The 23,513-nt window shown below is 46.3% G+C and carries 22 protein-coding genes; 7 read left to right on the top strand and 15 right to left on the bottom strand.

The genetic code is table 11. The features are described 5' to 3' along the window. Window positions 1-162: 162 nt before the first annotated feature. From amyS to MST20_RS20685, 4 genes are all read right to left on the bottom strand, one after another. Entirely contained in the window at window positions 163-1,701 is a 1,539-nt protein-coding gene (amyS, locus tag MST20_RS20670; protein ID WP_243944507.1) for an alpha-amylase, read from the bottom strand. 130 nt (window positions 1,702-1,831) lie between these two features. Next, window positions 1,832-3,211: a polysaccharide deacetylase family protein gene (locus MST20_RS20675; RefSeq protein ID WP_243944509.1), complete on the bottom strand. Its 1,380-nt coding sequence runs from the start codon at window positions 3,209-3,211 to the stop codon at window positions 1,832-1,834. A gap of 71 nt (window positions 3,212-3,282) precedes the next feature. Further along, window positions 3,283-3,960 carry a DUF3298 and DUF4163 domain-containing protein gene (locus MST20_RS20680; RefSeq protein ID WP_145650806.1) on the bottom strand — a complete coding sequence of 226 codons (678 nt, stop codon included), beginning with the start codon at window positions 3,958-3,960 and terminating at the stop codon, window positions 3,283-3,285. Between the two features lie 292 nt (window positions 3,961-4,252). After that, on the bottom strand, window positions 4,253-5,200 hold the full coding sequence (locus MST20_RS20685; protein WP_243944511.1) for a helix-turn-helix transcriptional regulator: 948 nt from the start codon (window positions 5,198-5,200) through the stop codon (window positions 4,253-4,255). A 94-nt stretch (window positions 5,201-5,294) separates the two neighbouring features. Here MST20_RS20685 and MST20_RS20690 point away from each other — a divergent pair, with 94 nt between their 5' ends. Further along, complete coding sequence (locus MST20_RS20690; protein ID WP_243944513.1) at window positions 5,295-5,720, top strand: VOC family protein; 426 nt, start codon at window positions 5,295-5,297, stop codon at window positions 5,718-5,720. Between the two features lie 260 nt (window positions 5,721-5,980). Further along, window positions 5,981-6,067: a putative holin-like toxin gene (locus tag MST20_RS21455; RefSeq protein WP_003179417.1), complete on the top strand. Its 87-nt coding sequence runs from the start codon at window positions 5,981-5,983 to the stop codon at window positions 6,065-6,067. Between the two features lie 313 nt (window positions 6,068-6,380). Here the strand turns inward: MST20_RS21455 and ftsW are convergent, their stop codons facing one another. The 4 genes from ftsW to MST20_RS20710 all read right to left on the bottom strand — a co-directional run bounded on the left by ftsW (window position 6,381) and on the right by MST20_RS20710 (window position 10,163). Next, window positions 6,381-7,523, bottom strand: coding sequence for a putative lipid II flippase FtsW (ftsW, locus tag MST20_RS20695; protein WP_243944514.1), 1,143 nt, complete (start codon window positions 7,521-7,523; stop codon window positions 6,381-6,383). Then, the gene (gene rodA / locus MST20_RS20700; RefSeq protein WP_243944515.1) at window positions 7,520-8,677 is read right to left on the bottom strand and encodes a rod shape-determining protein RodA; all 1,158 of its coding nucleotides are present in this window, start codon (window positions 8,675-8,677) and stop codon (window positions 7,520-7,522) included. The genes ftsW and rodA overlap by 4 nt, the downstream gene beginning before the upstream one ends. Before the next feature lie 15 nt (window positions 8,678-8,692). Continuing rightward, window positions 8,693-9,337: a helix-turn-helix domain-containing protein gene (locus MST20_RS20705; protein ID WP_243944516.1), complete on the bottom strand. Its 645-nt coding sequence runs from the start codon at window positions 9,335-9,337 to the stop codon at window positions 8,693-8,695. A gap of 193 nt (window positions 9,338-9,530) precedes the next feature. After that, window positions 9,531-10,163, bottom strand: coding sequence for a homoserine/threonine efflux transporter (locus MST20_RS20710; protein ID WP_020450387.1), 633 nt, complete (start codon window positions 10,161-10,163; stop codon window positions 9,531-9,533). Window positions 10,164-10,308: 145 nt separating this feature from the next. Here MST20_RS20710 and MST20_RS20715 point away from each other — a divergent pair, with 145 nt between their 5' ends. Further along, complete coding sequence (locus MST20_RS20715; RefSeq protein ID WP_243944517.1) at window positions 10,309-11,136, top strand: TrmB family transcriptional regulator; 828 nt, start codon at window positions 10,309-10,311, stop codon at window positions 11,134-11,136. A gap of 35 nt (window positions 11,137-11,171) precedes the next feature. Here the strand turns inward: MST20_RS20715 and MST20_RS20720 are convergent, their stop codons facing one another. From MST20_RS20720 to MST20_RS20740, 5 genes are all read right to left on the bottom strand, one after another. Continuing rightward, the gene (locus MST20_RS20720; RefSeq protein WP_243944518.1) at window positions 11,172-12,227 is read right to left on the bottom strand and encodes an LLM class flavin-dependent oxidoreductase; all 1,056 of its coding nucleotides are present in this window, start codon (window positions 12,225-12,227) and stop codon (window positions 11,172-11,174) included. A 267-nt stretch (window positions 12,228-12,494) separates the two neighbouring features. Continuing rightward, on the bottom strand, window positions 12,495-13,469 hold the full coding sequence (locus MST20_RS20725) for an SPFH domain-containing protein (protein ID WP_243944519.1): 975 nt from the start codon (window positions 13,467-13,469) through the stop codon (window positions 12,495-12,497). A gap of 21 nt (window positions 13,470-13,490) precedes the next feature. Continuing rightward, on the bottom strand, window positions 13,491-14,258 hold the full coding sequence (locus tag MST20_RS20730; RefSeq protein ID WP_243944521.1) for a TPM domain-containing protein: 768 nt from the start codon (window positions 14,256-14,258) through the stop codon (window positions 13,491-13,493). Then, window positions 14,258-15,283, bottom strand: a complete 1,026-nt coding sequence (locus MST20_RS20735; protein ID WP_243944523.1) for a TFIIB-type zinc ribbon-containing protein — start codon at window positions 15,281-15,283, stop codon at window positions 14,258-14,260. The genes MST20_RS20730 and MST20_RS20735 overlap by 1 nt, the downstream gene beginning before the upstream one ends. Window positions 15,284-15,318: 35 nt before the next feature. Continuing rightward, entirely contained in the window at window positions 15,319-15,999 is a 681-nt protein-coding gene (locus MST20_RS20740) for a PspA/IM30 family protein (protein WP_243944525.1), read from the bottom strand. Between the two features lie 368 nt (window positions 16,000-16,367). Between MST20_RS20740 and MST20_RS20745 the strand changes: the two genes are divergently transcribed. Then, window positions 16,368-17,645 carry an MFS transporter gene (locus tag MST20_RS20745; RefSeq protein WP_243944527.1) on the top strand — a complete coding sequence of 426 codons (1,278 nt, stop codon included), beginning with the start codon at window positions 16,368-16,370 and terminating at the stop codon, window positions 17,643-17,645. Between the two features lie 20 nt (window positions 17,646-17,665). On the opposite strand, the gene MST20_RS20750 is transcribed toward MST20_RS20745, so the two are convergent. After that, window positions 17,666-19,138, bottom strand: coding sequence for a carboxylesterase/lipase family protein (locus MST20_RS20750; protein WP_243944529.1), 1,473 nt, complete (start codon window positions 19,136-19,138; stop codon window positions 17,666-17,668). Window positions 19,139-19,291: 153 nt separating this feature from the next. Between MST20_RS20750 and MST20_RS20755 the strand changes: the two genes are divergently transcribed. From MST20_RS20755 to MST20_RS20765, 3 genes are all read left to right on the top strand, one after another. Beyond that, window positions 19,292-20,056, top strand: coding sequence for an SDR family oxidoreductase (locus MST20_RS20755; protein ID WP_243944531.1), 765 nt, complete (start codon window positions 19,292-19,294; stop codon window positions 20,054-20,056). Window positions 20,057-20,139: 83 nt separating this feature from the next. Continuing rightward, on the top strand, window positions 20,140-20,502 hold the full coding sequence (locus MST20_RS20760) for a DUF488 domain-containing protein (protein ID WP_075755223.1): 363 nt from the start codon (window positions 20,140-20,142) through the stop codon (window positions 20,500-20,502). Between the two features lie 65 nt (window positions 20,503-20,567). Beyond that, the gene (locus tag MST20_RS20765; RefSeq protein ID WP_243944533.1) at window positions 20,568-20,852 is read left to right on the top strand and encodes a DNA-binding protein; all 285 of its coding nucleotides are present in this window, start codon (window positions 20,568-20,570) and stop codon (window positions 20,850-20,852) included. Window positions 20,853-20,878: 26 nt separating this feature from the next. Here the strand turns inward: MST20_RS20765 and ppsA are convergent, their stop codons facing one another. After that, window positions 20,879-23,503 carry a phosphoenolpyruvate synthase gene (ppsA, locus tag MST20_RS20770; RefSeq protein WP_243944535.1) on the bottom strand — a complete coding sequence of 875 codons (2,625 nt, stop codon included), beginning with the start codon at window positions 23,501-23,503 and terminating at the stop codon, window positions 20,879-20,881. Window positions 23,504-23,513 lie beyond the last annotated feature (10 nt).

A 23,513-nucleotide genomic window follows, 5' to 3' on the forward strand; every position in this document is an offset into this window, starting at 1 on the left:
GCGCTGATCTTTAGAGTGCTTAGACAACATGGAAAAACCTCCAAAAACTAGATTTCACTCACATTTTAACAAAAAAAGCTTGTCGATCAAGCCACTTTTTATGGCTTTGTCGACAAGCTGAACGGATTTCCTTTAGGAAATCCGTCCTATCACTCTATTCTTCTATTTTTGAACATAAATCGAAACCGACCCGCCGTTTACGTGAAACTCTCCCCAGCCTTCAGAATTGATGACAACCGGTTCGGAACGGTTTCCGGTGATGTCATGCCATGTCTCACCGGCGTTTTGCCGGCCGACATACATTCGCTTTGCCCCGCCGGGTCCGTCTGTTATTAACGCCGCCAAACCGGAATTTGCAACCGAGCTGTCGCCTTCCCTCGTCCAGCCGACAATGTCATGATGGTTGAAATAATCATGCTGTGCTCCGTACGCATATTGTTTTCTCGCTTTTAAGATCGGTTCGATTTTGTGTTTCAGGGCAGGAATTTCGCGCTGCGAGGCTCCTTTCGTCCCGTACATATCCCCGTAGAAAACCTGCGGGTAGCCTGCTTCTCTTGTCAAAATAAAAGCGTAAGCGAGCGGCTTAAACCATGTTTGAACAGTCGACTCAAGCGATTGCCCCGGCTGTGTATCATGGTTATCGACGAATGTAACCGCTTTCAATGGATGCTTGGAAACGACTGTTCCGTTCAGCAATTTCCTCATATCATAGCCGCCTCCCTGTGTCGATGCAGCATGGAACTGGTAATGAAGCGGCACGTCAAACACTGAATGATTAAAGTTTGTTTTGTTTAAATAGTTTTCCAGCGCGCCTAAGTCATTCTGCCAATATTCGGCTACCGTAAACATTTCCTTCCCTGTTTTTTCCCTGACATGATTGACCCACTCCCGCAAAAAAGAAAATTTAATGTGTTTGACGGCGTCAAGGCGGAATCCGTCCAATTGCAGCTCATTGGCATACCACGTTCCCCATCTCTTTATTTCTGCCGCGACATCAGGATGATCATAATCGATGTCGGCATACATCAAGTAATCATAGTTGCCGTTTTCATTGGAAACTTCCCAATCCCATGCCTTTCCTTGAAACTTATAGATGCGGTTCAGCTTTCGGGACTCGTCCCAATCGGTTCCGTCAAAATGGTACCAATGCCATTTGAAATCGCTGTATGTGCTGCCGCGCCCCGGGAATTGAAAATGTGTCCACGCTTTGATTCGCTGTTCTCCTGATGTTACGCGGTTGCGGTCGGCGGGATCGACTTCAACAGCCGTTACATCTTCGGTCGCATCAGCACCGCCTTTGTGGTTGATGACTACATCGCCGTAAACGTTGATATCCCGGGAATGAAGACTGTTGATCGCAGATTGCAGTTCTCCCTTTGTGCCGTACTTTGTCCGAACCGTCCCTTTTTGATGAAACTCCCCTAAATCATACAGATCGTAAGCGCCGTAGCCCACATCATCTTGGCTTGTTCCCTTATATGCCGGGGGAATCCAGACGGCAGTAATACCGTGTTCAGCCAAATATGCCGAGTTATTTTGTAAGCGTTTCCAATGTTGCCCGTCATTTGGCATGTACCACTCAAAATACTGCATCAGCGTCCCATTAAGATTCGCCGCCGCTGCTGCAGAGTGAGGCAGCAAGAAGATGAGCGCCAATAACAGCGGCAGCAATCGGGCATAAAGCCGTTTGTGTTGTTTCATGATTCTCCTCTCCCCTTTCAAAGTGAAACACATGCTATTGTATAAATATTTTGAATTTTTAACAAATATCATTTTCCCTATATTTTCTTGCAACAGAAAAGCGCCGATATGGCGCTTTCTTCTCATTTATTCAATATCCTCTCTGCTTCTTCACTTCTTCAAGCTGAGATACAGTTACCAATTGATAGCCTTTTGCTTTCAGCTTTTTAATAATCTCTTCAGCCGCTTCTGCGGACGTTGCATAAATATCGTGCATTAAGACGATTTTTCCGTCTCCCGCATGACTCATGACATGATTGACTATCTTTTGTTTATTTCTGTACTTCCAATCTTCCGGATCAACATCCCACAACGAGACCTTCAGGTTGGAAAGCGAGCGGACGGAATCATTGATCCCGCCGTATGGAGGGCGCAAGTGTGCAGGCTGGTGTCCGCTGATTTTTTCGATCATTTCTTGCGTGTCGTTAATTTCCTGAAACGCTTTTTCGTTTGACAGCCTTGTCAATAACGAATGGTCCCAGGAATGGTTGCCGACTTCGTTTCCTTCCTTCAGCATCCGTTTTATCGTTTCGGGATAATATTGGGCTCTGCTCCCAAGCACGAAGAAGGTCGCATGCCCTTCATGCTTCTGTAAAGCGTTCAATATTTTATTCGTTGTAGCGGGATTCGGGCCGTCATCAAATGTGAGAGCAATCACTTTTCCATCAGGATTTATTTTCGCTTGTTTCGGAAGGGGGACAGGCTCCTGTTCACGTTTTGCCTGAAGACGATTCTTTTTCATATTTTGATATTGGTCTTTTAAAATATCTTTTACCCATTCTTTTTTTATTTTTACAGACTGCTCAAGACCGGTTTGTTTTTTCTCAAAATAAAATTCGAGTTCGTTTTCCAGGAGCGCGAAGCGGCTGAAATGCTCTTCCCGAGGGCTTGTCCCTTCTTTTAATAAAGCCATGTCGGCAGACGGATTCCGATTTTTCAATTCCTGATAGGCAATGCTTGAAATCCTGTTCAGAAAATCTGAATTTTCTTCGAACAGGTCTTGAAGGGACAGCAGCTTTTTCTGTTTTAAATCGGCGTTAAACGTCTTGACAGACGTTGTCCCCGAAACGCCCCCGGCCTCTATGTATTGATTCAGCACCACACTGGCCGTATCCTTTGTATAATAGACAACCTTATATTTGATGTTCAGTTCAAAAGGCCCGTCTTCATGCTGAGCCTGGGCCTTTGCATTATCCTCTTTAAAACCGGCCAATTCTTGATTCACATACGCTTTTATTTGTTCATCGATTTCTTTTATGTGAAACACCGGATAGTGGATGGCATACCTCTCTTGTTTGCTGTCATTGACCATGGATTCGACGCCGAGGCCGGATTGTCCGCCGTCTTTTTTTGGTTGAGGGGGCTCTTGACTGTTGCTTGACACCTTATTGTAAGAATACCCCGCCAAACCTATTAATATCGTTAAAAAAATCAACATTTTAACCCATCGAAATGATGGTTTGCCAGACATCGCTGCTCACTCTCCTGTTTCATGACTTGCTGTCTCTGTTTCTATTACAAATATTGTTTCTTATACCGGGACTAATATAAAAGCGTCGACGGAAGCTTTATTTCCTGGTTTCCGGCCGCATACGGGGCGATGTCATACTGCTGAAATACGATTGAAATTCCGCTGCTTGTATAATAGAATGCCGTCTGTTCATCCAAGCGGATATCGCTCTTTTTCAGATCAGAATAAAATTGTTCCGGATGTTCGTTAATATAGCTGAAAATATAGTTCTTTGCCTTTTCGATTTTCGCCTGATTGTTTAATACGTCAGTCAGCACGACTTGTTTGTGCTTGTCAAAGTCAAAGTTGTAGGATGTAACGGTGTACATGCCGTGCGCACCGCCGGAGAACTGATAGTCATAGATTAAAAAGCTCAGTTTGCCTTCCTCGTTGTATTTGACTTTGTAGGACGTTTCATAGACGTTTTCCTCGTCCTTATCCTTCTTTTCGGCATCTTTAACGATTTTTTGAAATTCTTTATAGGAGTTTTTTAAATGAAGTTTTACCGCATCGTTGGCCAGCTGGGCATCTTCTTCCTTCAAATCGCTGAATACCGGAAAAGAAAGCGAACTGATGTCTTTGTAATATTCCGTGTGAATCGCGGCTTTTCTATTTTGTGAAGCGTTTATTTGAGATGTTCCTTTATTGATGATAAATAGCAGCGATGCTGTGAGTACAAGGAATCCTAAAATAGCCATCGCTTTTTTCATAAGCATGCTCCTTTGTCAATCTTCTTTTAAACTCGTAACATATCATTTTTCTTTGTAACATAAATGTAATATTTATTTCATATTTGTAATGATACTCACTTTTAAATCCGCCGTCAACTTTTTTGGGTAAAAATTTCTTCTGACGGCAAAAATAAGACACTCTCAGGAATCGAGAGTGTCGTTAACGGGATGATGAAGGAGACGTGCGTCTTCACGCTTTTTTTGCAAGGCTATAAATGCTAAGAAACGCCAGGCTGCGGTCTTCGTGATCAGTCTGACCGAAGTCTTCATTTTAGCCGTATTGTTTCAGCATATCGGATAATGTCCGCTTCATCCTTTCGATTAATTCGGAAGGCTTCTGAATAACCGCTTCCCGGCCGAATGAAATGAAATAATCCGCAAAAAAATCGATATCCTTCGGTGCGATCTCGCCTTTCAGCACGCCGGACCCGTCTTCATTTACGTGCAGCTCAAAGTGCGGCCATTTAAGTGAACCGTGCCGTTCTACTCCTTTTTTTGTCAGCTCTGCGGATAATTCCAATGTCTCCCTTGGCCGGGACACAGCTGAAAAACGGTTCTGTAAATTAAGACCGGTTAAATCAATCGGGGCCGTATGTTCATCAAGCTCGGCCCGCTTGATCCGGTCGCACCTGAAGATGCGGTAGTCCTTTCTTAACAAACAGTAAGCCGGGCAATACCACTTCCCTTGATTGGCATAGATTCCGATCGGCTGAATGTTTCTCTTGCTTGCTGTGCCATTTGCTTCATATTCGATGATCAACACCTTTTGCTGAACTGCCGCCTCAAGCAGCATCTTTAAGACCGGAATGTCGTCTTTTTGCTCATAAGGCGTATAAAAAGCAACGCGATCCTTCATACTGTCAATCGCATCCCGGATGTCTCCTGAAAGATTTAAATAAAATTTCTTTTTGATGGACTCGTACTGAGCGTCAAACGGCAGGGATATATAATGCTTCAGCGCATCGATCGCAAAGAAGATGGCAATCGCTTCGTTCTCGCTGAAGGCGATGGGAGGAAGAATCCTTTCATTTAACACCTGATACCCTCCGTGGGGGCCGGTTTCAGAATAGAGGGGCACCCCCATTTCGCTGAGCTCTTGCAAATCCCTTAAAACCGTTCTCTTGGAAACCCCGAATTCCTGCGCCAGCTCCCCGACCGTAAATCGTTTTTTCCGGTTTACCATCATGATCATTTCATTCAATCGTTTCGCTTTTGACATGAAAACCTCCAATCATTTTTTAACGATGACATAAGTTGTCACCATTATAATATACAATCTTCTTAGATCAACAAAAAAAGGAGATGTTCCCTCTATGAAAACGCAAATTACACCTTACATCCTGATGAATGGAAGAGCAAAGGAAGCGATTGATTATTATCGTCATGTACTCGATGCTGAAGTAAAGTTCAGTCAGACGATTGGTGAAGGCCCTGCAGATGAGGCGGCGAATTTTAAAGAAGACGAATTGGATTTCATCGCACACGCCGTTTTGACAATCGGCGACGCCGTCCTGATGATCGCCGACATCATTCCTGAACTGCCTTTCCAAAGCGGAAACCAATTGTCCATTTGCGTAACGGCAGCTGACGTTTCTTCGGCCAAGCGTCTGTTCGGCAAGCTGAGCGAGCGGGGCGAGGTCAAGCTTGAGCTGAAGGAGACTTATTTCAGTCCCGCCTACGGCATTGTCACCGATCCGTTCGGCGTTACCTTTCAAATTTTTGCCGCGCGTCCCGCATAAATGAACAAATGAGACATATCAAAAAAGGCCGGGTTTCTGAACCGGCCTTTTTTGCACTGGATCAGCTCTGAAAAATTTACAGGGTTTTTGGCTAAAAAGCGGTATTTGACCGCAAAAATGCGTTTCTTCAAACTCACTTGACAAAGGGCATTTATGGAAACGCCTCTTCTTTTTGGTATAATAAAGGTTAGCAACAGTTCGGTTCTATATAAGGGCGGTCGGCTCACCCTCCATCTCTTGGAGAGAAAGGGGGTGAGCATGTGACAGTATCAGAGGCGTTGCAACTCATGGTCTCTTTCGGCATTCTCGTCGTGGCCATTCTGTCATCTAACGACAAAAAAAAGTAAGATCGCCCTTGATTCCCACACCAAGACGATCTTACTTTTTAATTGGGATCTAAAAATAGAGCCGACTCCTTTTTACGGAGCCTCTCTGTTGCTTCCGGGAGATGTAGCCGCATCTTCCGGTCTTTTTTCAGTTTACGCATTCATATAAAGATTATTCTGTTTCACACCTTGAATATATCACGATTTCCTTTATTTATCAATATGAATGCGTTTATATAAAAACGGAGCCACGGTCACATACGATATGAGAAGATCAATTCCTGATGACAGGATCATCCGGTCAATCGCAACTTCAAAATCGGGAAAAGCTACATCAGAAAGGCCTCCCTTTTTTAACTCCCCGCTTAATATGTGAGGAGAGGTTGACCAATATCCCGGCTGACGTCAGCATGAACATTAACGAAGAACCTCCGTAGCTGACAAACGGAAGAGGAATTCCGGTAATGGGAAGAAGGCCGAAAACAGCGCCCAGGTTAAATAACGCCTGAATCATGATCTGAAAAGTAATGCCGACCGCCAGCAGCTTTCCAAACGGATCATCGATTTGCACAGCGATCCGAACGGCTCTGAACATGATCAACAGGTAGGCCCCGATGATCATCAACAGCCCGACACCGCCGAGTTCTTCGCTGATGACCGCCATGATAAAGTCCGTATGGGCTTCAGGAAGAAATCCCAGCTTTTGAACGCTGTTCCCTAATCCATTCCCCCATACCCCGCCCGAATCAATGGCAAGGTAGGAATTGATCAACTGGTAGCCGTCTCCGTTTTCATTTTGAAAAGGATCGCTGAACGATGTCAGCCTTTTTAACCGGTACGGCGCTGTCATAGCAAAATATGCGATGCCCGCCCCTGCCATTGTTCCCAGAAGGAGCAAGTGCCGTATTCTGAGGCCGGCGCACAACAGAACCGCTCCGCAGCTTAACAGGATCGAAACAGCGGTGCCCAAGTCGGGCTGTTTTAAAATCAAAAAAAACACAGCGGCCAAAATGATCAGCGGCGGCATGACGCCCTTTCCAAAATCGGCGATGTATCTCTGCTTTTTCGCATACACATAGGCGAAATAAATAACCATCACAAGCTTCACAGCCTCGGACGGCTGGATTATGAGCGAACCGAATTGAATCCACCTTTGGGAATTGTTTTTCTCCATCCCGATTCCCGGCAGCAAAACGAGAATCAGCAGCAAAAAAGAAAGCTTCACCAAAAACCGGATGAGTTTGCTGTAAGCTTTGTAAGGGAAAAAGACGGCAGCCGAAAAAAAGGTCAAACCGATGAGCAGCCACTGCAGCTGCTTCATAAAAAAATAGCTGCCATCATGATACTTCATATATCCGAGGGGGTAGCCGGCACTGTATACCATCAGCAAGCCAAACGAGGATAAAAACAGAACCGAAGCAATCAATACATAATCCAGTTTCTTTAGATGGGAAAGAATCATTTTGCGCACCTTCATCCCCACTCATTCCCAAACATGTAATGTTTAGATCTGATATTCACACTGAAAACGAGACCTAAAGCGATCATGTTGGTCAGCAGCGCGCTGCCGCCATAGCTGATAAACGGAAGAGCGAGCCCCGTGATCGGCATTAACCCGATTGTCATTCCGATATTTTGGAACACTTGGAATACAATCAACCCCGCAACCCCCGCACATATATAAAGACCGAACAGACTGTTGGACGAGATCGCGATCCTGATGATTCTGTAGATCATCAGAAAATACAGACAGACTAATGTGACGGCACCCAAAAAACCGAATTCTTCACCAATCACGGCAAAAATAAAATCGGTATGAGCCTCCGGAATCTTCCCTCCCTGCACTTGGGTTCCGTGAGTAAAGCCGCTTCCTGACATCTGGCCCGATCCGATCCCCAATAACGCCTGCGTCAGCTGGTATCCATATGTAGAAGCATGTTCATGAGGACTGAGCCAGCCGTATATCCGGTCAAGCTGGTGAGGCTTAATCATCTTTGAAAAAATCTCAAAGTAATGATTGTGCAAATACGTCAAAAAGGCGACCAATCCCATGAATCCAAGTGACAGGGACATGATCATTCTGCCCGAAATCCCCGAGACGAGCATCAACGTGAATGCGATCGACAAAATCACCAATGCGGACCCTAAATCAGGCTGAACCAATATGAAGAAAAACGGAATCACCGTGTAGATCATGATTTTCCCCGTCGGAATGATGCTCTCGGTGAAGGAGAACCTTTTATGCTGAAATTGGTTGAGTATCGAAGCCAACAGGAGAATCAAAATGATCTTCATAAATTCTGAAGGCTGGATTTCGATGACTCCGAAGCTGATCCACCTTTGCGAACCGTTTTTATAAGTTCCAAAAAAATGAACGAGAATCAGAAGAAAAACGGCTCCCGCAAATAAACGAAGCGCCAATCGTTCTAGCAGCTCATAGTCGATGTAGGCCGTTCCCGCCATGACGCCAAACCCGACAAGATACCAAAAAACCTGCCGTTTCGCAAAATAAAAAGGGTCCTGTGTTTCATACTGGCCGGACCCGCTGTAAACGGCCAGCAGACTGATGATAAACAAACAAAATAGAATCAGCAGCAGGCTGATGTCAATGTTGATATGCTTTCTTTTCATCTGTAACATGCTCCATCATGATTTATGTGACAGCTGGTTGAAAACGAATTGAACCGCTGCGGCATCATCAATATAGCCGATTGGAAAAATATAATCCGGTATGACATCAACAGAAACGATAAAATACAGCAAAGCGCCGCCCATCAGCAGCAATTCACGCGGCGTTCCGCGCCCCGAGGTAAATCGGCTGTACATGTCGTGCAAACGGGTCAGAAAAGGACCAATGCCGGCGACTTTCTCGACTTTGGATTCAAACTCAGCCAAAATGGTACGCTTTCCTTCCTCCGTCTGAGAATATTGTTCGTACTCATTCAATTTGTTTTTCAGTTGTTCCGTGGTAAAGGACCGATCATAGACATTTGAAGTTTGCAAAACATCTTCAATTTCGGCAACTGACGAGTGAATATCCGGACGTACGCTCTCCCTCGCCTTCTCCATCGCATAGCCGGCCGCTGTCATCAGCTCATCAAAAGAAACGCCGAGACTTTCAGAAAACCTTTGCAAATGGTTCAGGTTTGCTTTTCTTTTGCCATTGATGATTCTTGAGATGGTCGCTTTATCGATTTGAGTGCGTTCGCTCAATTCTCTTAAAGATAATGATCTTTTTCGCAAATGCTCTTTCAGCAGCGCCCCCAGCTGATTTTTCTTTTGTTCATCCATGAGCTTTTCTCCTCTCACACTTAAAATGTATCAATCTATCAGCCAAAAGACCAAGTCGGTATCAATATATAGAATCGTTGTCAAAATGTCAACGAATAACCATAGACCGCTGTTTTATCTGGCTTATTCCACCCCATAATCGTTGACAAATAAACAAAAAAAGAGCGAGTCAAAACTCACTCCTTCTCCGATATCAATCCAAACCCGTTTTAACGCCAAACCCGACAAGCACCAGCCCCGCGGCTTTTTGAAAGACCTTCTGGAATTTCACGCTTCTCAGCCATTTTTTTGCGAAATCGATCAAATATACGAGGATGAGGAACCAAAACACAGCAAGAAAGGTAAGGATTAAAGCGAGGATGATCAACTGCTGGTTGACGCTTTCTCTTAAATTAATAAATTGAGGCATAATCGTGATATAAACCAAAACAGTTTTCGGATTGAGAACGTTGCTGAACAATCCTTGCATAAACGAATCCTTATAATGCCGGCTTGATGCGTTTTCGGTTTTGTTTTTCTCGGCTTGTATGTCCTCCAAAGAAAACATTTTTTTCGCGAAAAAGCTTTTAATGCCTAAATATATTAAATAGGCCGCCCCCAAGTATTTGATCGTATTGAACAAAATCACCGACTTCGCAATCACCACCGCTAAGCCGAGAACGGCAATCAGCGTCCAGAAAGAAAGCCCAGTCGCCAAACCGAGAACATTGCAGCGCCCGGCGTTCGGCCCGTAGCGAAGCGTGTTTTTCACGACAAGCATCGTATCGGCTCCGGGTATCACCACCATCATGGCGGCAATCGATATGTATGACAGCAGGCTATCCATCAGGTGTCTCCCCCCATACCGGTTTATATAGTGACTACTTGAGTAACCACTTATAAAAAGTGTATCAGCGGACTTGAAATAAATCAATACATCCAGCAAAATATGAGTGACAAAGGTAGCGACTCTTGTTGAAGCTGGAGGGCTTATGAAGGAAACCATATTAGACGTACTGAAAAACCTGAATTTCACCGAGTATGAGTCGAAAGCATACTTGGCACTCTTGGAAGAATCGCCGCTGACAGGCTATGCGGTGGCGAAAAAATCGGGTGTTCCCCGGTCGAAAATATACGAAGTGCTGGAAAGCCTAGTGATCCGCGGCGATATCTTTGTCAGCTACGGCGGCACACCGCAGTACATTCCCGTTCCCGCCAATGAACTGATTAAAAACCGGCGGCTGAAAGCGGAAGAGACTTTTGAACAGGCAGAAAAATATTTCGAGAAGTTTGAACGCACTGCAAATGACCGGGAAAATATTTGGAACATCACTGGGCGAAGCGAGATTATCGATAAAGTAAAGGCTTGTATATCATCAGCCGGAAAAAGGATTCTCCTCGAAATTTGGAAAGAGGATTTTCCTGAATTGGAGCCGGAACTCAAGCAGGCCGCAAAAAAAGGCGTCATCGTCACCATCATTGCGTACGGCGACATTGAAGCTGATTTCGCCAATGTCTATCTCCATGACAGCAGCACACAAATTACAGAAGAGTACGACGGACGCTGGCTCGTATTCAGCGTCGACGATTCGGAAGTCGTGGCCGGCATTGTCTCGCACGGGAAAGACAGCCGCGCAGCCTGGACGATGCATGTAGGCTTGGTGATGCCGATTACCGAAGTGATGATTCATGATCTGTACCTGATGGAAATCATGAAGAAGCACAGAGAGGTATTGGAGGAAAGTTTCGGCGAAAACCTGATCCATTTGCGCCGCAAATTTTCGATTCATCCGGATTTCAAAAAGCATTATATGAAATAAAAGACCCGCGCTAAGAAGGCGCGGGCCTTTTATCATTATGATCTTTCGGATGCCTCCCAGCGGGATACTTCTTCCCTGACGAGCGGCGCCGTTTTTGTTCCAAAAAGTTCAATCGCCTTCATGACATCTTCGTGCGGCATCGAACCGACCGGAACGTGAAGCAAAAAGCGGGTGATCCCGACATTCTTGCGCAGGTGAATAATTTTTTCCGCCACCGTCTCAGGATCGCCTACATAGAGCGCCCCTTCAAAGCTTCTGGCTGCATCGAAGCTCGAGCGGCTGTACGGGCCCCAGCCCCGCTCCCTCGCGAGCGTATTCATAGCCTGCTGGGTGGAAGGGAAAAACCGATCGGCGGCCGTCTCGGTATCCTCCGCAATAAAGCCGTGGGAATGGGAAGCGACCGTCAGCTTTGAGGCATCATGCCCTGCATGTTCCGCCGCTTTATAATAAAGCTCAACAAGCGGGGCGAAATGCTGCGGACTCCCGCCGATGATGGCGAGAACCAGCGGCATGCCGAGCAGTCCGGCGCGAACGACGGATTCCTGGTTTCCGCCGCTTCCGATCCATACAGGCAGCGGATTCTGCACAGGGCGCGGGTACACGCCTGTATTTTGAATAGCCGGACGATGCTTGCCGCTCCATGTGATCCTTTCCGACTTTTGCAGCTCAAGCAGCAAATCAAGCTTTTCTTCAAAGAGCTCATTATAATCGTCTAAATCATATCCAAACAGCGGAAAGGATTCGATGAAAGACCCCCGGCCCGCCATGATTTCCGCCCTGCCGTTTGAGATCCCGTCGAGCGTCGCAAAATCCTGAAAAACACGGACGGGATCTGCTGACGACAGCACGGTGACCGCGCTCGTTAATCTGATCCGCTTTGTCTGTGCAGCCGCTGCGGCCAGGACGACGGCAGGAGAAGAAGCGGCGTAATCTTGACGATGATGCTCTCCAACTCCGAATACATCCAAGCCCACCTGATCGGCAAGGACGATCTCCTCCACTACTTCGCGCAGCCGCTCCGCATGGCTGATGACTTTTCCGGTTTTGATATCAGGGGTCGTTTCTACAAAGGTGCTGATGCCTAATTCCATGTCGCTTTTCCTCCAGATTGTTTCCTTTAATTATTCTGTACATCCTTGATTGATGTATGCCGTATTCTTTTCACCCGGCACTCACATTGTTATATATAGAATACGGCGGGCGTTCTGATCATGCAATTGATCCGACTTGTGAATCAGGATCAGCTTCTGCTCCATTTGTTTTCCAGCTTGGTCTGCCGGCAATCATGCCGGTCTGTTATTCATAAATTCACAAAGAAGATACCAGCTTTGCCGGTATCTTCTATATCGATCCCCCGCTTACACAAGTTTCTGCCCGCAGTTCGGACAGAAGTTGGCTTCACCCGTTTTCGTTCCGCAGTTTGGACAGAAGTTCGGCTTTGCCCCTGCCTGCGGCGTGCTTTGAGGCGTCTGTGTCTGCGCCTGCTGATTTTGGTTCATCTGATTCATCATTTGGTTCGCGACGTTCATTCCCATCATCATGCCGGCCATATCGGATGCGGCACCGCCGCCTGCCATCTTTCCTGACGCCATGCCGTCTGTCATGGAGATCTGCTGATATCTGTTCAGATCGCCGACCATCCCGTGGGAAGCGTTCTTCGTGATCATGTCCTGAATTTCTTTCGGATAATTGAAACTCATGATGTTAAAGCCTGTTATCGTCATGCCGTCGCTGACAATTTCCATATCAAGGTCTTCCTTGATCCCTTTTGCGATATCAAAGGCGTTGGCTTGAAGGTTGAACATATCTTTTCCTTCTTTTGTGATCCACTTCATCAGAAGCTGATCAAGGATAGATGTGATCCGTATTTTGATATCTTCCACAACATACTGATCTTTCACACCGGCAATTTTATCGATTAATGCGACATAATCATTCACCTTAAAATTAAATGTGCCGTTCGCTCTGATCGGCATGCCGCCCGGAAGTCCTGCAGCCGGGATATTAATGGCATTCTTCGTCCCCCATTTAACGGTAAACTCCTTCGTATTAACAAACAGGACTTCGGCGCGCATTCCGCTGTTAAAGCCAAATTTAAAACCTTTTAAAGTAGATAAAAAAGGAATAATTTCAGATTCGATATCATAGTCGCCTTCATCTTGGAATATGCCTATGATTTTTCCATTGTTTAAAAAGACGGCATCCTGACCGGGACGAATGATCAGCCGGCTCCCCTTTTTGATTTCGCGGTTGTTCCATTTGTAGAAAATCATATCATCGCGAAATTCGTCCCATTCTACTACATTTGCAAATTGATTTTTAAAAAACACCATTTGAACTCTTCCTTTCCCTTTCTAAAAGCTTCCCCGGCTGCCGCTGTGCGAATGTCCTCCGCTCGTCGTTCCGCCGCCTGAGCTTTTATTATTGGACGGTTTTCTCTGTTTTGTGACGGTCGTTCTGATGTACTCGTCATTCTTTCTGATCACTCCGGATGTATCACCGTTCATATATGTGTTTGCACTTACGGTCACTCTGCCGCCTGAATTGTATTTCATAATGGCGACGGCAATTCCCGCGATGACTGCTGACACAAGCAATTGAAACCATGTCTTAAAAAAGATGCTGTCCGCCCACGGTTTCTTCTCCATATCATCATACGCCGCCTTCATAAACATTTCGAATGCGGCTTCATAATGATTGTCAGATATATCCGGCGTGATTTTTTCTCTAATTTTGTCCAGTCTGGCGTCATTCAAATATTCTTCAGCCTTTTTAAAGCCGGCAAGATAGACTTCTTTATGCTCCATATCAACCGTTAACACGGCTGCATTTCCGTGCTTCTTCTGATAGCCGGGCGCCTTTTCGTCATAGAAGTCCTCCGTATATTTCTTTACATCGCGGCCATTCGTATCATTGGCCGTCACAATGATAAAGTCGGTTTCCCGTTCGGCGCCTAATTTGGCTGCCAGCGTCTCCAGTTTCTCGATTTCCTGTTTGGTCAGAAGCCCGGCTTCATCATAAACATACCGCTTCTGTTCAGAGGCTGCCGCACCGGAGGCTATAGGGATGAAGACAAGAAAAATCATACATAGGATCATTGCGTTTCTCAATAAATTTCTCATCACGCCCCGCCTCCCATCACAGCAGCGATGATTTTCCAGACTGCAAATATGGAGACAGCCAGTCCGCTAAACCACATCTTTTCTTTAAATGAGCTGATCGGCGGCTTGCCGACGACTTTTCCCGTTTGTCCGTTCATCGCAAAAATGTAATCCTTTTGTTTGTAGTTGTAATTGACCATCCAGACTGGCAAAAGTACATAAAAGCTTTTCATTTTTTGCGTATCGACGTGTTTCGTTTTCACATCGACGGAGCTGTATCCGGATAGAGTGGAATCGATATATGATTCGATGTAGCCGCTGATTTTGCTTTTCGCCCGCGGAAAAAGCTCTTCATCATCGTAATTATATTTTTCAGCGATGTAGCCTGCCAAATAGGCCGTTTTAAAATCTTTCAGCTGATCATACGGATAAGGCTCCAATTTGTCCATCAATTCATCGTTCATCTTTTCTGAGGCATCCACCGGGACTTTGATGTAGTCGAGATTGATATCGCGAAACGCATCATAATGTTCGGTCTCCGTATAGATGTAGTCGCCCTGTGTATACCGATGTACCTTTGTGCAGCGGGCGCTGATCTGCACTTTGCTGTTTAAATCGTACATCCAGAAAGGGACGTACATGCCTGTGATGCTTTTAATCCGGTCAGCAGACATAAAGCCCTTTGGTGTTAACAGCCCTTTTCTGCACCACTTGCGAAACGCGTCTGCCGCTTCCTCTTTACTGATCGTAAAAGGAATCACCTTTGCCGGGGCAAGGTTTCCGGACAGGCGGTCGGTGATCACTGCCGCTCCCCCGCAAAAGCTGCAGGATGTAGCCGTCGTTTCTTTTTCAGTGATCAAAATAGCGCCGCAGTTTTGGCAATGATATTCTGTTGCTTCGTCTTCAGTAAATCTCGCTGTTTTTAATTCTTCCGGAATGTTTTCAATCTTGTCCTGTCTCCCGCAGCTCCCGCAGGCCAGCGTGCCGGATTCAGCGTCAAAGGCCATGTCATCCCCGCAGCCCGGACATTTATAAGATATTACCATGTCTCTTAACCTCTCACTTTATTCATTTCAAATTGTTATGACTTTTGACCCGCCATTTTCGCTTTCAGTGCGGCAAGCGCATCATCCACACCAGAGGGGCTGTCATATTTAGCCTTCAGGTCTTCAATGTCATCTTGAGGAGCGGCGTTCAGTTCAGCCATCGCATTCGCTTCATCAAGCGCCCGGTTGGCCTTTTCCTCCATTCTGCCGAAAGCGGACATTGAATTGTTGGCATTTGCTGCAGATGCACCGAGTTTATTCATTCTTTCCTGTGTTTTCGCCGCTGTCCATTTCGCTTTGATCGCGGCCCGGCGCGCTTCAAGCTCTCCGATATCGGAAACAAGCTTATCGTGCATTTTTTTCATTTGAAGCGCATTGGATGACGCCGTTTGTAATGCAGTTTCTAATTCGGATGCCTTCGTTTCCAGGACCGTTTTCTTTTCTAAAAATGTTCGGGCATCCGCCTCGCTGCCGGCTTCCAAAGCCTTCATGGCATAGCGCTCAAGCTTGTCGATTTCCGCCCGGCAATCCGCCAGTTCTCTTTTTGCCCTTTGCTCGGACGCCATGACGGACGCGGTTTCCGCCTTTACTTTGTTTAAGTCGCTGTTTAAGTTCCTGACATACTGATCCACCATTTTTTCCGGGTCCTCCGCTTTATCAAGCAAAGCGTTAATATTGCTGGCCATAATGTCTTTGAACCTGCTTAATATACTCATCTAAAAAAACTCCTCCTCATAGTAAAATATACTTAGTTTAAATATACTATTTTTTCTAAGGAAAAGTTTCGGTTTTTTAATAAAAAATTGATATAATGGCAGTTTTTCAAGGAGAAATTTCAAACAAAAACAAAGATTTTCAGACGTAATATTCTGATTTATATGTTGATTTATTTTTGTTTTCCGAATAAAGTAATACTATGAGCAAAACATTCGCAACAGCGTGCAAGCTGGAACGGATGCAGGGTCGGTATCAGAAAATGACAACGCTTACATATTCGCATAACTCACTTAGGAAAAATCCAGCATTCAACGCATCAATCCGGCTTCTGTCAGAAAAGAATTCTGATTTGAAAGGGGAACGAATCATGCCAGGGAGAAAAAAAGGCAGTTTGAAGTCGACGATCACGGTTGCCATGTCCAACTATTTGGAGGCGGGATCAATCGTCGCAGGGGCCGGCGGGCTTTCGTTATGGGTTGAATATTTAGGGTTGGACGACGCCCGGGTCGGGCTTCTCGGCGCCTTAAGCGCAAATGGTTTCGGCGCGGCGATCGGCGCTTTTCTCGGCGGTTTTTTAGTCGACCGTTACGGGAGAAAATTCATATACAAATACGATCTATTGGTCTATATGCTTGGCGTTTTGCTGATCGCCATGTCGTTTAATTTTCCAATGCTTTTAACCGGTTACATCGTGACGGGAATTGCGGTGGGCGCAGCGATTCCGGCTGCTTGGACTTACATTGCCGAGGAGGCGCCTGATCACGAACGCGCCGGACGCGTCGGCTGGGGGCAGCTGGCATGGTCGGTCGGACCGGCGCTTACGCTGCTGCTATCGGTTGCCTTGGCGCCGCTCGGTTTGCTGGGAAGCCGGTTGATTTTTGCACAATTATTCGTTGTCGCGGTCATCACGTGGATTTTGCAGCAGCAGATTCACGAATCGTCCATCTGGGAGGAGCAAAAGCGAAAAGAAGCCGAAGACAAAGCAAAAGGAGTTGCAGAAAAGGCATCGATCAAAGAGCTGTTGACCAACAAAGCGAACCTCCGCGCCATGATTCTTCTCATCGGAATTTACGCGTTTTGGAACCTTGTTGCCGGAACAATGGGATATTTCATGCCGTATATTTATGAGACGGTCGGCGGTTTAACAGCAGCGCAAGCCAACCTGCTGCAGGCATTTTTATGGATTTTGACAGTGGCGTCCACATACTTCGTCTTTATCCGTCTCGGCGATAAAGTCAATCGAAAAACGCTTTTTGGCATAGGAGCAGCCATGGCAACCGCCGCATGGGTCATCCTCACCTTCGGCACGATGAACATCACAGAGCTTTTATTATTCGTATGCCTGTGGGGCATTTCTGCGGGATTTGGAGCGCAGGCGTTTTACGGGCTGTGGGCGGCAGAGCTTTTTCATACGAAATACAGGGCGCTCGCCCAAGGCTTCATGTTCTTCATCGTCCGCATCGGCGTCGGACTCATCTCATTGGTCGTTCCTGCGATGATTACGGGATTGGGCTTTAAAACAGCCGGCGCCGTCATGATTGCGTTTCTCGTCATTCATATGATCATCGGGCTCCGTATGGCGCCGGAAACACGCGGCAAATCGCTTGAAGCCATTCAAAGCGAACGCTATCACCAAAGCGGCTGACCTCAGGTCAGCCGCTTGTTCTAAACCTGCTGGTTCGAGGCTGTCAACAGCTTTCTCTTCTCTGAATACGGGTCGTTTTCAATTGCGATCTCTTGATCAAAAATGAGCGTTTTCCGTGAATCTTCATGATAATCAGGCCAGCTGACATGATCGGTGCTCGGATTTCCGGAGCGGGCAAAAGACACCCAGGCAGCCTGAATCTGTTTAACAAGCTGACGCGCTTCCTCCCCAGCCTTCGTACCTGTCAGCTGTTCCAAACTGTCCATATTGCCAAATACAAACGGAATCTCTAAGCCGTGTGCCGCTTTGTTGAACGGCGGATGCTCCGAATCGGAATGCCAGTCAAACCGGTACATAAAGACAGATGCATGTCGTGATTGAGCCGAAGCGAACACAACGGACGGATGCCAAAAGATCAGATCTGTCATCATATCAACATGGCCTTCTAATGATCTCGGATACAGAGACACCGCGGCTTCAGCGGCCTCTTTTCCCATGTATTCTTCTAAAATCTCATTAACCTTGTTCTCAGGCAAAAGTTCCGAATCAGAGGCAAAAAACAAGGCGCCTTCATCGCGGTTTGTTCCGATTAATAGATTGATCCCTTTTGCCGCGCCTTTCGCGACGGCGGCCTCCGGCTTCAGCGGCAGGTTTTTTTCGTCAAGTGCAGGCTGAAAGATCAATTCAAAAATATTTTCTCCCATTAAAGTACGCAGCTGATCGGCGGCTTGAAGAAGTTCCTGATCAGATACATCGCAAAGGCGCTCCAGGTGATGATGATCAATATCGAGAATCGTTAAGAATCTTTCTGCTGCGGCTTTTGCAAGCTTTTCAGACATTGTTGCGGAAGCCCCGCTTTCCATAATTGCCTGTTGAAAAAGCCCCTTTGCTTTCGGCATCGCCAAAAGCGAAGCAATGCTCATCGAGCCCGCCGATTCTCCAAACACCGTAATATGATGACGGTCTCCGCCAAAGAAAGCGATATTTTCTTTCACCCACTCGAGCGCCGCGATTTGATCCAACAGGCCAAGGTTGCTTGGGTAGGAATCATCAATTGAAGAAAGATGCAAAAAACCGAACGGACCGAGGCGATAATTGATGGTGACCACGACCACCTTTCCCTGCTTTGCGAGCTGAGTCCCGTCATAGAACGGTTCACTGCCGGCGCCGAGATAAAAAGCGCCCCCATGAATCCACACCATAACAGGCAGACCCCCATCCGCCTCTTCAGGTGCGTACACATTTAAATACAGGCAATCCTCAGATTTTTGAACCCCCTCTGATTGGGGCAATACCCCGTCGGGCTGCGGACAAACCGGACCAAATTGAAAAGCCTCCCGCTCACCTTCCCAAGCCTCCATGCGCTGCGGTTCCCGGAACCTTAACTCGCCGACGGGAGGTTTTGCGAAAGGAACGCCTTTAAAGATACGGACACCGTTTTCCGCTCTGCCTTTCAGCTTTCCGAAGCACGTTTCGACAGTCGTTTCATACATTTTATTCCACCCCTTTCACTTTTCAATAATAATGCAATCGGAACATACCGTCTAATCGGAATACTTGCATTTTGGAAAATGAAGGGTCTAGTATAGGATCAGAAAAGATGTTCAACTTATTGTTTGAAAATTTGACGGAAAAGAGGGATTTCAATGAAACTGTCGGGACACACAGTACTGATCACAGGCGGTGCATCAGGAATCGGCTTTGCTTTTGCCGAACGATTTATGAAATCGGGAAATACGGTCATCGTCTGCGGGAGAAGGGAAAGCAAGCTGAAAGAAGCAAAGGAAAAATATCCGGAGCTGATCACCCGTGTATGCGATGTAACCGATGAAACGGAACGACTGGCATTATTTGAATGGGTCAAAGAACGTCACCCTGGCGTAAACATACTTGTGAATAATGCGGGCATACAGCAGCGCTACCACATTTTAAAAGCCGATGTCATAGACAATTGGGCTGACTACAAAAAAGAAATCACCGTCAACATGGAGGCGCCGATCCACCTGGCCATGCTCTTTAGCCAATACTTCGCCGAAAAACCGGGGGAAACAGCGATCATCAATGTAACATCAGGCCTGGCGTTTACACCGATGGCGATCGCACCGATCTACTCATCGACAAAAGCCGCTCTCCATTCTTTTACGATGAGTTTAAGACATCAGCTTTCCGAGGCCGGCGTTGAGGTCATAGAGGTCGCTCCTCCCGCGGTCAATACGGATCTGGGCGGTGTCGGACTGCATGATTTCGGAGCTCCTTTAGATGAATTTGCCGACGCAATTTTCAAAGGGCTGGAAGAAGGCCGCTTAGAAATCGGCTATGCCAGATCGGAAAAAGCTTTGCGGATGTCAAGAGATGAAATCGATGAAAGCGTCAGCCAAATGTACAGTTCTTTAAAACATTCCATCGAATAAAAGGATTGTTGGCATAGGCTTTTCAATAGAGGTTGTTCCTTCCAGCCGGCCGGTTTATCATAAAATGAGAAGGAGTGATCCAGATGCCGATTATTCTTCAGCGCATTTATCATGAAAACCAACAGGCAGAAGGACGCCGCATTTTAATCGATCGTGTGTGGCCGCGCGGCATATCAAAAGAAAAAGCGAACCTTGACTGCTGGATGAAAGAAATCGCTCCAAGTCCTGATTTAAGAAAATGGTTCGGCCATGACCCGAAAAAATTCGAATCGTTTAAAGAAGCCTATCAAAACGAAATCAAACAACACCCTGAAAAACAAAGAAGCTTCAAGGAATTAAAAGAAATGGCTGCGGACGAAACCGTTATTCTGCTTTACGGTGCAAAGGATGAGCGCCATAACCATGCCGTCGTTCTTTATGAGATGCTGAACCGGCAAAGCCTTTGACCTTGAAACTTTTTTCAATCCTTTTCGTATGACAGATAAAGCAATATGCGAAAAGGATGGTAAACATGGAGATGAACCTGTTTTGGATCGGGCTTGGTTTAGCGGCTTTAGGCTATTTTATCGGAGACGGTTTGAAAAACTTTAAAAACCCAAAAGGGAACCATTCGGGCTATCCACATTTAATCAAAGAAAGAGATTTACAATATTATTTAGGATTAAGCAAAGAAGAAACGAAAGAAATGCTGCGCAAATATCCTGAAATCCCTAAAATTGAGTTAAATGGAACGACCTATTATCCTTACCAGCACTTGATGGAATGGATGTTGTCCGCCGACCTTTATAAACGTTAAAGCGCAGCTTGAAGCTGCGCTCGCTTTTATGATTCGAGTATTTCAACATAGCCTTCCGATCCGTTTATCCTGATCTTCTGTCCGTCTTTAATTTCTTTTGTCGCATGCTCAACCCCCACCACCGCCGGAAGCCCGTATTCCCGCGCAATGACGGCGCCATGTGTCATGAGGCCGCCCACTTCAGTCACCAAACCTTTGATTGAGACAAACAGCGGTGTCCAGCTCGGATCTGTAAAAGGCGTGACAAGGATATCCCCCTCTTCGATATCGGCTTCTTCCAATTTCAGAATCACTCTTGCCCTTCCTTCGATGACTCCCGATGAAACAGGAACGCCCGCCAACGCTCCCGCCGGAATGTGATCTCCCAGAACTTCTCCCGTAATGACCTCGCCTTCTGAAGTCATCATTCGCGGAGGCGTCAATTTTTCATAATACTGATATTCTGCTTTTCTTTCCTCGATCATCTTCACATTGAGACGATTAGCGCAAACGGCCTCTCTCAATTCATCAAAGGACAGATAATAAATATCCTCCTTCGCTTGAATCAGCTTCTTTCGCTGCAAAACGGCGGCTTCTTTCATCAACGCTTCCTTATATATAAAATAACGTTTGATCAGAGCATATTTGGGATATTCCCGATAACCGATAAAATTCCGCAAAACGCTGATCATCTTCTTTGTCTTTTTTGCCTTTTGTCTGCCTCCCTTTAATTGTTGCAGACGGCTTAACAGATCCCTCTCCTTTTGCCCCGCTTCCAATCGTCCCTGTTCAAACTTCACCGTTCGGGCACCGGGCTCAAAGTTCTTGATGTTGCTCAAAATGACTGGAGCAAGAATGGAAGGGCGTTCGCTCCAGCGCGTCTTGGTCATATCGATCTCACCGGTACAGCGCATGCCGTATTTCTCAAGGAATGCCCGCAATGCGCTGCTAAAGGCGGGACCGCCGTCAAGCTGTTTGAGATCTTCGAAAAAGGTTTCATCATTGGCATCCGCTAAATATTTCTGAACCTCGGGGTATCCTCTGGCAGCATCGGAAACATCCAAAAGCGCCAAGCCCATTTCAGATGTGACATTATGCAATACCGATTGAGAAAGGGTATCGGCGACATTTTTTTCGCCAAGCCATTTCTCCATTTTTCGATTGAGCCAGTATACCGCATATAAACCAACCATAATCACAGCCATGCTCTCTGAATCATAGAGAACTTTTTTCAAGCTTTTTTGATCCTCTTCTATCTGTGCAAATAGCGTTTCACCCGATGCGTTTTTCAATCGCTGTTCAGCCTCATGAATGGATGCTTCCGCTTTGGACATGAGCCGTTTGACTACACCTGTGTCGTTTTTTCGGTAAATCTTCAGCGCATCAGCCGGCAGTGACCATGACAGCCCTTCAGCCCCTAACCTAAACATCCGCTTCCCTTTCGGCAGGGTTTTGACAAGCTCCTTTCTTTTTAAAAAATTTACAAGAGCGCTATGCATGAAAGGATCATTTTTCCCCGCCGTACTGAGGACGACTTTCCGACCGGAAAAAGATGCCAAATCATGTGATAAATCAATAAAAAGCCTTCCGCCTGCACAAGTCAGCTCATAATCCGAGATCAACCCGAAAAACGATATCCCAAGCGGATTGATCGGCTCTGTCATCATTTGCTGATGCCCGACAGACATATAGACGCGCAGCTTGTCATCGCTCTGTTTCGGAAGAGGAAACAATGTCGTTACAGGCCGGCTCTGGACAAAGAAAAATTCGCCATCAGCCAGACACCATTCAATATCCTGCGGAAAACCGAAATGAGCTTCGATTCTCCTTCCTAGTTTTTCGAGCTGTATGATCTGTTCATCTGTTAATGTTTGCTTTTTCCGGCGTCCCGCTTCGACTTCGCGCGCCTCAGTGCCGCCGCTTTCCAAAGAATAGACTGCCGTCTTTTTCTCGGAAATCGTTTTTTGAATGATCGCGCCTTCGCGAACCTTATAGTTGTCTGCTGAAACCGTTCCAGATACTAGCGCCTCTCCCAAAGCAAAGCTCGCATCAATCGAGGTGACCTTCCGGTTGGATGTAACGGGATCTGCCGTAAACAAAATGCCGGACGCATCCGAAAACACCATCTGCTGGATGACGACCGATAATTGAACTTTACGGTGGTCAAAACCGTTTTGAATCCGGTAGATCACGGCCCGCTCTGTAAACAGTGAAGCCCAGCATTTGCTGATATGCTTCAAGATCGCCTCTATTCCTTTTATATTTAAATACGTATCTTGCTGCCCAGCGAAAGAGGCATAAGGCAAATCTTCCGCTGTAGCGCTTGATCGGATGGCATATGCACCGCCGCCAGCATTTGAGTGAGCGCTTTTAACCGCTTCTTTGATCTCTTCGGCGATTTCGGCCCTTTCAATACCATTGCGGATCTGGAGGGAGAGTTCGTTAATCTGCTCTCTATCGTTCACTTTTAAAAGAGACAGCTGATCAATCAATTCACTGACACTGCCGTTTTCGCCGATCATCCTTTCATATGCCTTTGTAGTTACACAAAAGCCGGGAGGCACTTGAATGCCGTCCATTTTGGACAATTCGCCCAAGTTCATCCCTTTTCCCCCGACAAGCGGCAAATCGGCTCGATCGACCTCATGAAAGCCCAATACATAGTGTCCCATCAGAAATCCC

This window comes from Bacillus sp. B19-2, from assembly GCF_022832475.1.
Classification (GTDB): domain Bacteria; phylum Bacillota; class Bacilli; order Bacillales; family Bacillaceae; genus Bacillus; species Bacillus paralicheniformis.

Excerpts from the sequence above, each read along its gene's own strand:
- amyS (WP_243944507.1), bottom strand. The coding sequence starts at position 1,701 with ATGAAACAACACAAACGGCTTTATGCCCGATTGCTGCCGCTGTTATTG.
- MST20_RS20675 (WP_243944509.1), bottom strand. The coding sequence starts at position 3,211 with ATGTCTGGCAAACCATCATTTCGATGGGTTAAAATGTTGATTTTTTTA.
- MST20_RS20680 (WP_145650806.1), bottom strand. The coding sequence starts at position 3,960 with ATGAAAAAAGCGATGGCTATTTTAGGATTCCTTGTACTCACAGCATCG.
- MST20_RS20685 (WP_243944511.1), bottom strand. The coding sequence starts at position 5,200 with ATGTCAAAAGCGAAACGATTGAATGAAATGATCATGATGGTAAACCGG.
- MST20_RS20690 (WP_243944513.1), top strand. The coding sequence starts at position 5,295 with ATGAAAACGCAAATTACACCTTACATCCTGATGAATGGAAGAGCAAAG.
- ftsW (WP_243944514.1), bottom strand. The coding sequence starts at position 7,523 with ATGAAGGTGCGCAAAATGATTCTTTCCCATCTAAAGAAACTGGATTAT.
- rodA (WP_243944515.1), bottom strand. The coding sequence starts at position 8,677 with ATGAAAAGAAAGCATATCAACATTGACATCAGCCTGCTGCTGATTCTA.
- MST20_RS20705 (WP_243944516.1), bottom strand. The coding sequence starts at position 9,337 with ATGGATGAACAAAAGAAAAATCAGCTGGGGGCGCTGCTGAAAGAGCAT.
- MST20_RS20710 (WP_020450387.1), bottom strand. The coding sequence starts at position 10,163 with ATGGATAGCCTGCTGTCATACATATCGATTGCCGCCATGATGGTGGTG.
- MST20_RS20715 (WP_243944517.1), top strand. The coding sequence starts at position 10,309 with ATGAAGGAAACCATATTAGACGTACTGAAAAACCTGAATTTCACCGAG.
- MST20_RS20720 (WP_243944518.1), bottom strand. The coding sequence starts at position 12,227 with ATGGAATTAGGCATCAGCACCTTTGTAGAAACGACCCCTGATATCAAA.
- MST20_RS20725 (WP_243944519.1), bottom strand. The coding sequence starts at position 13,469 with ATGGTGTTTTTTAAAAATCAATTTGCAAATGTAGTAGAATGGGACGAA.
- MST20_RS20730 (WP_243944521.1), bottom strand. The coding sequence starts at position 14,258 with ATGAGAAATTTATTGAGAAACGCAATGATCCTATGTATGATTTTTCTT.
- MST20_RS20735 (WP_243944523.1), bottom strand. The coding sequence starts at position 15,283 with ATGGTAATATCTTATAAATGTCCGGGCTGCGGGGATGACATGGCCTTT.
- MST20_RS20740 (WP_243944525.1), bottom strand. The coding sequence starts at position 15,999 with ATGAGTATATTAAGCAGGTTCAAAGACATTATGGCCAGCAATATTAAC.
- MST20_RS20745 (WP_243944527.1), top strand. The coding sequence starts at position 16,368 with ATGCCAGGGAGAAAAAAAGGCAGTTTGAAGTCGACGATCACGGTTGCC.
- MST20_RS20750 (WP_243944529.1), bottom strand. The coding sequence starts at position 19,138 with ATGTATGAAACGACTGTCGAAACGTGCTTCGGAAAGCTGAAAGGCAGA.
- MST20_RS20755 (WP_243944531.1), top strand. The coding sequence starts at position 19,292 with ATGAAACTGTCGGGACACACAGTACTGATCACAGGCGGTGCATCAGGA.
- MST20_RS20760 (WP_075755223.1), top strand. The coding sequence starts at position 20,140 with ATGCCGATTATTCTTCAGCGCATTTATCATGAAAACCAACAGGCAGAA.
- MST20_RS20765 (WP_243944533.1), top strand. The coding sequence starts at position 20,568 with ATGGAGATGAACCTGTTTTGGATCGGGCTTGGTTTAGCGGCTTTAGGC.
- ppsA (WP_243944535.1), bottom strand. The coding sequence starts at position 23,503 with ATGGGACACTATGTATTGGGCTTTCATGAGGTCGATCGAGCCGATTTG.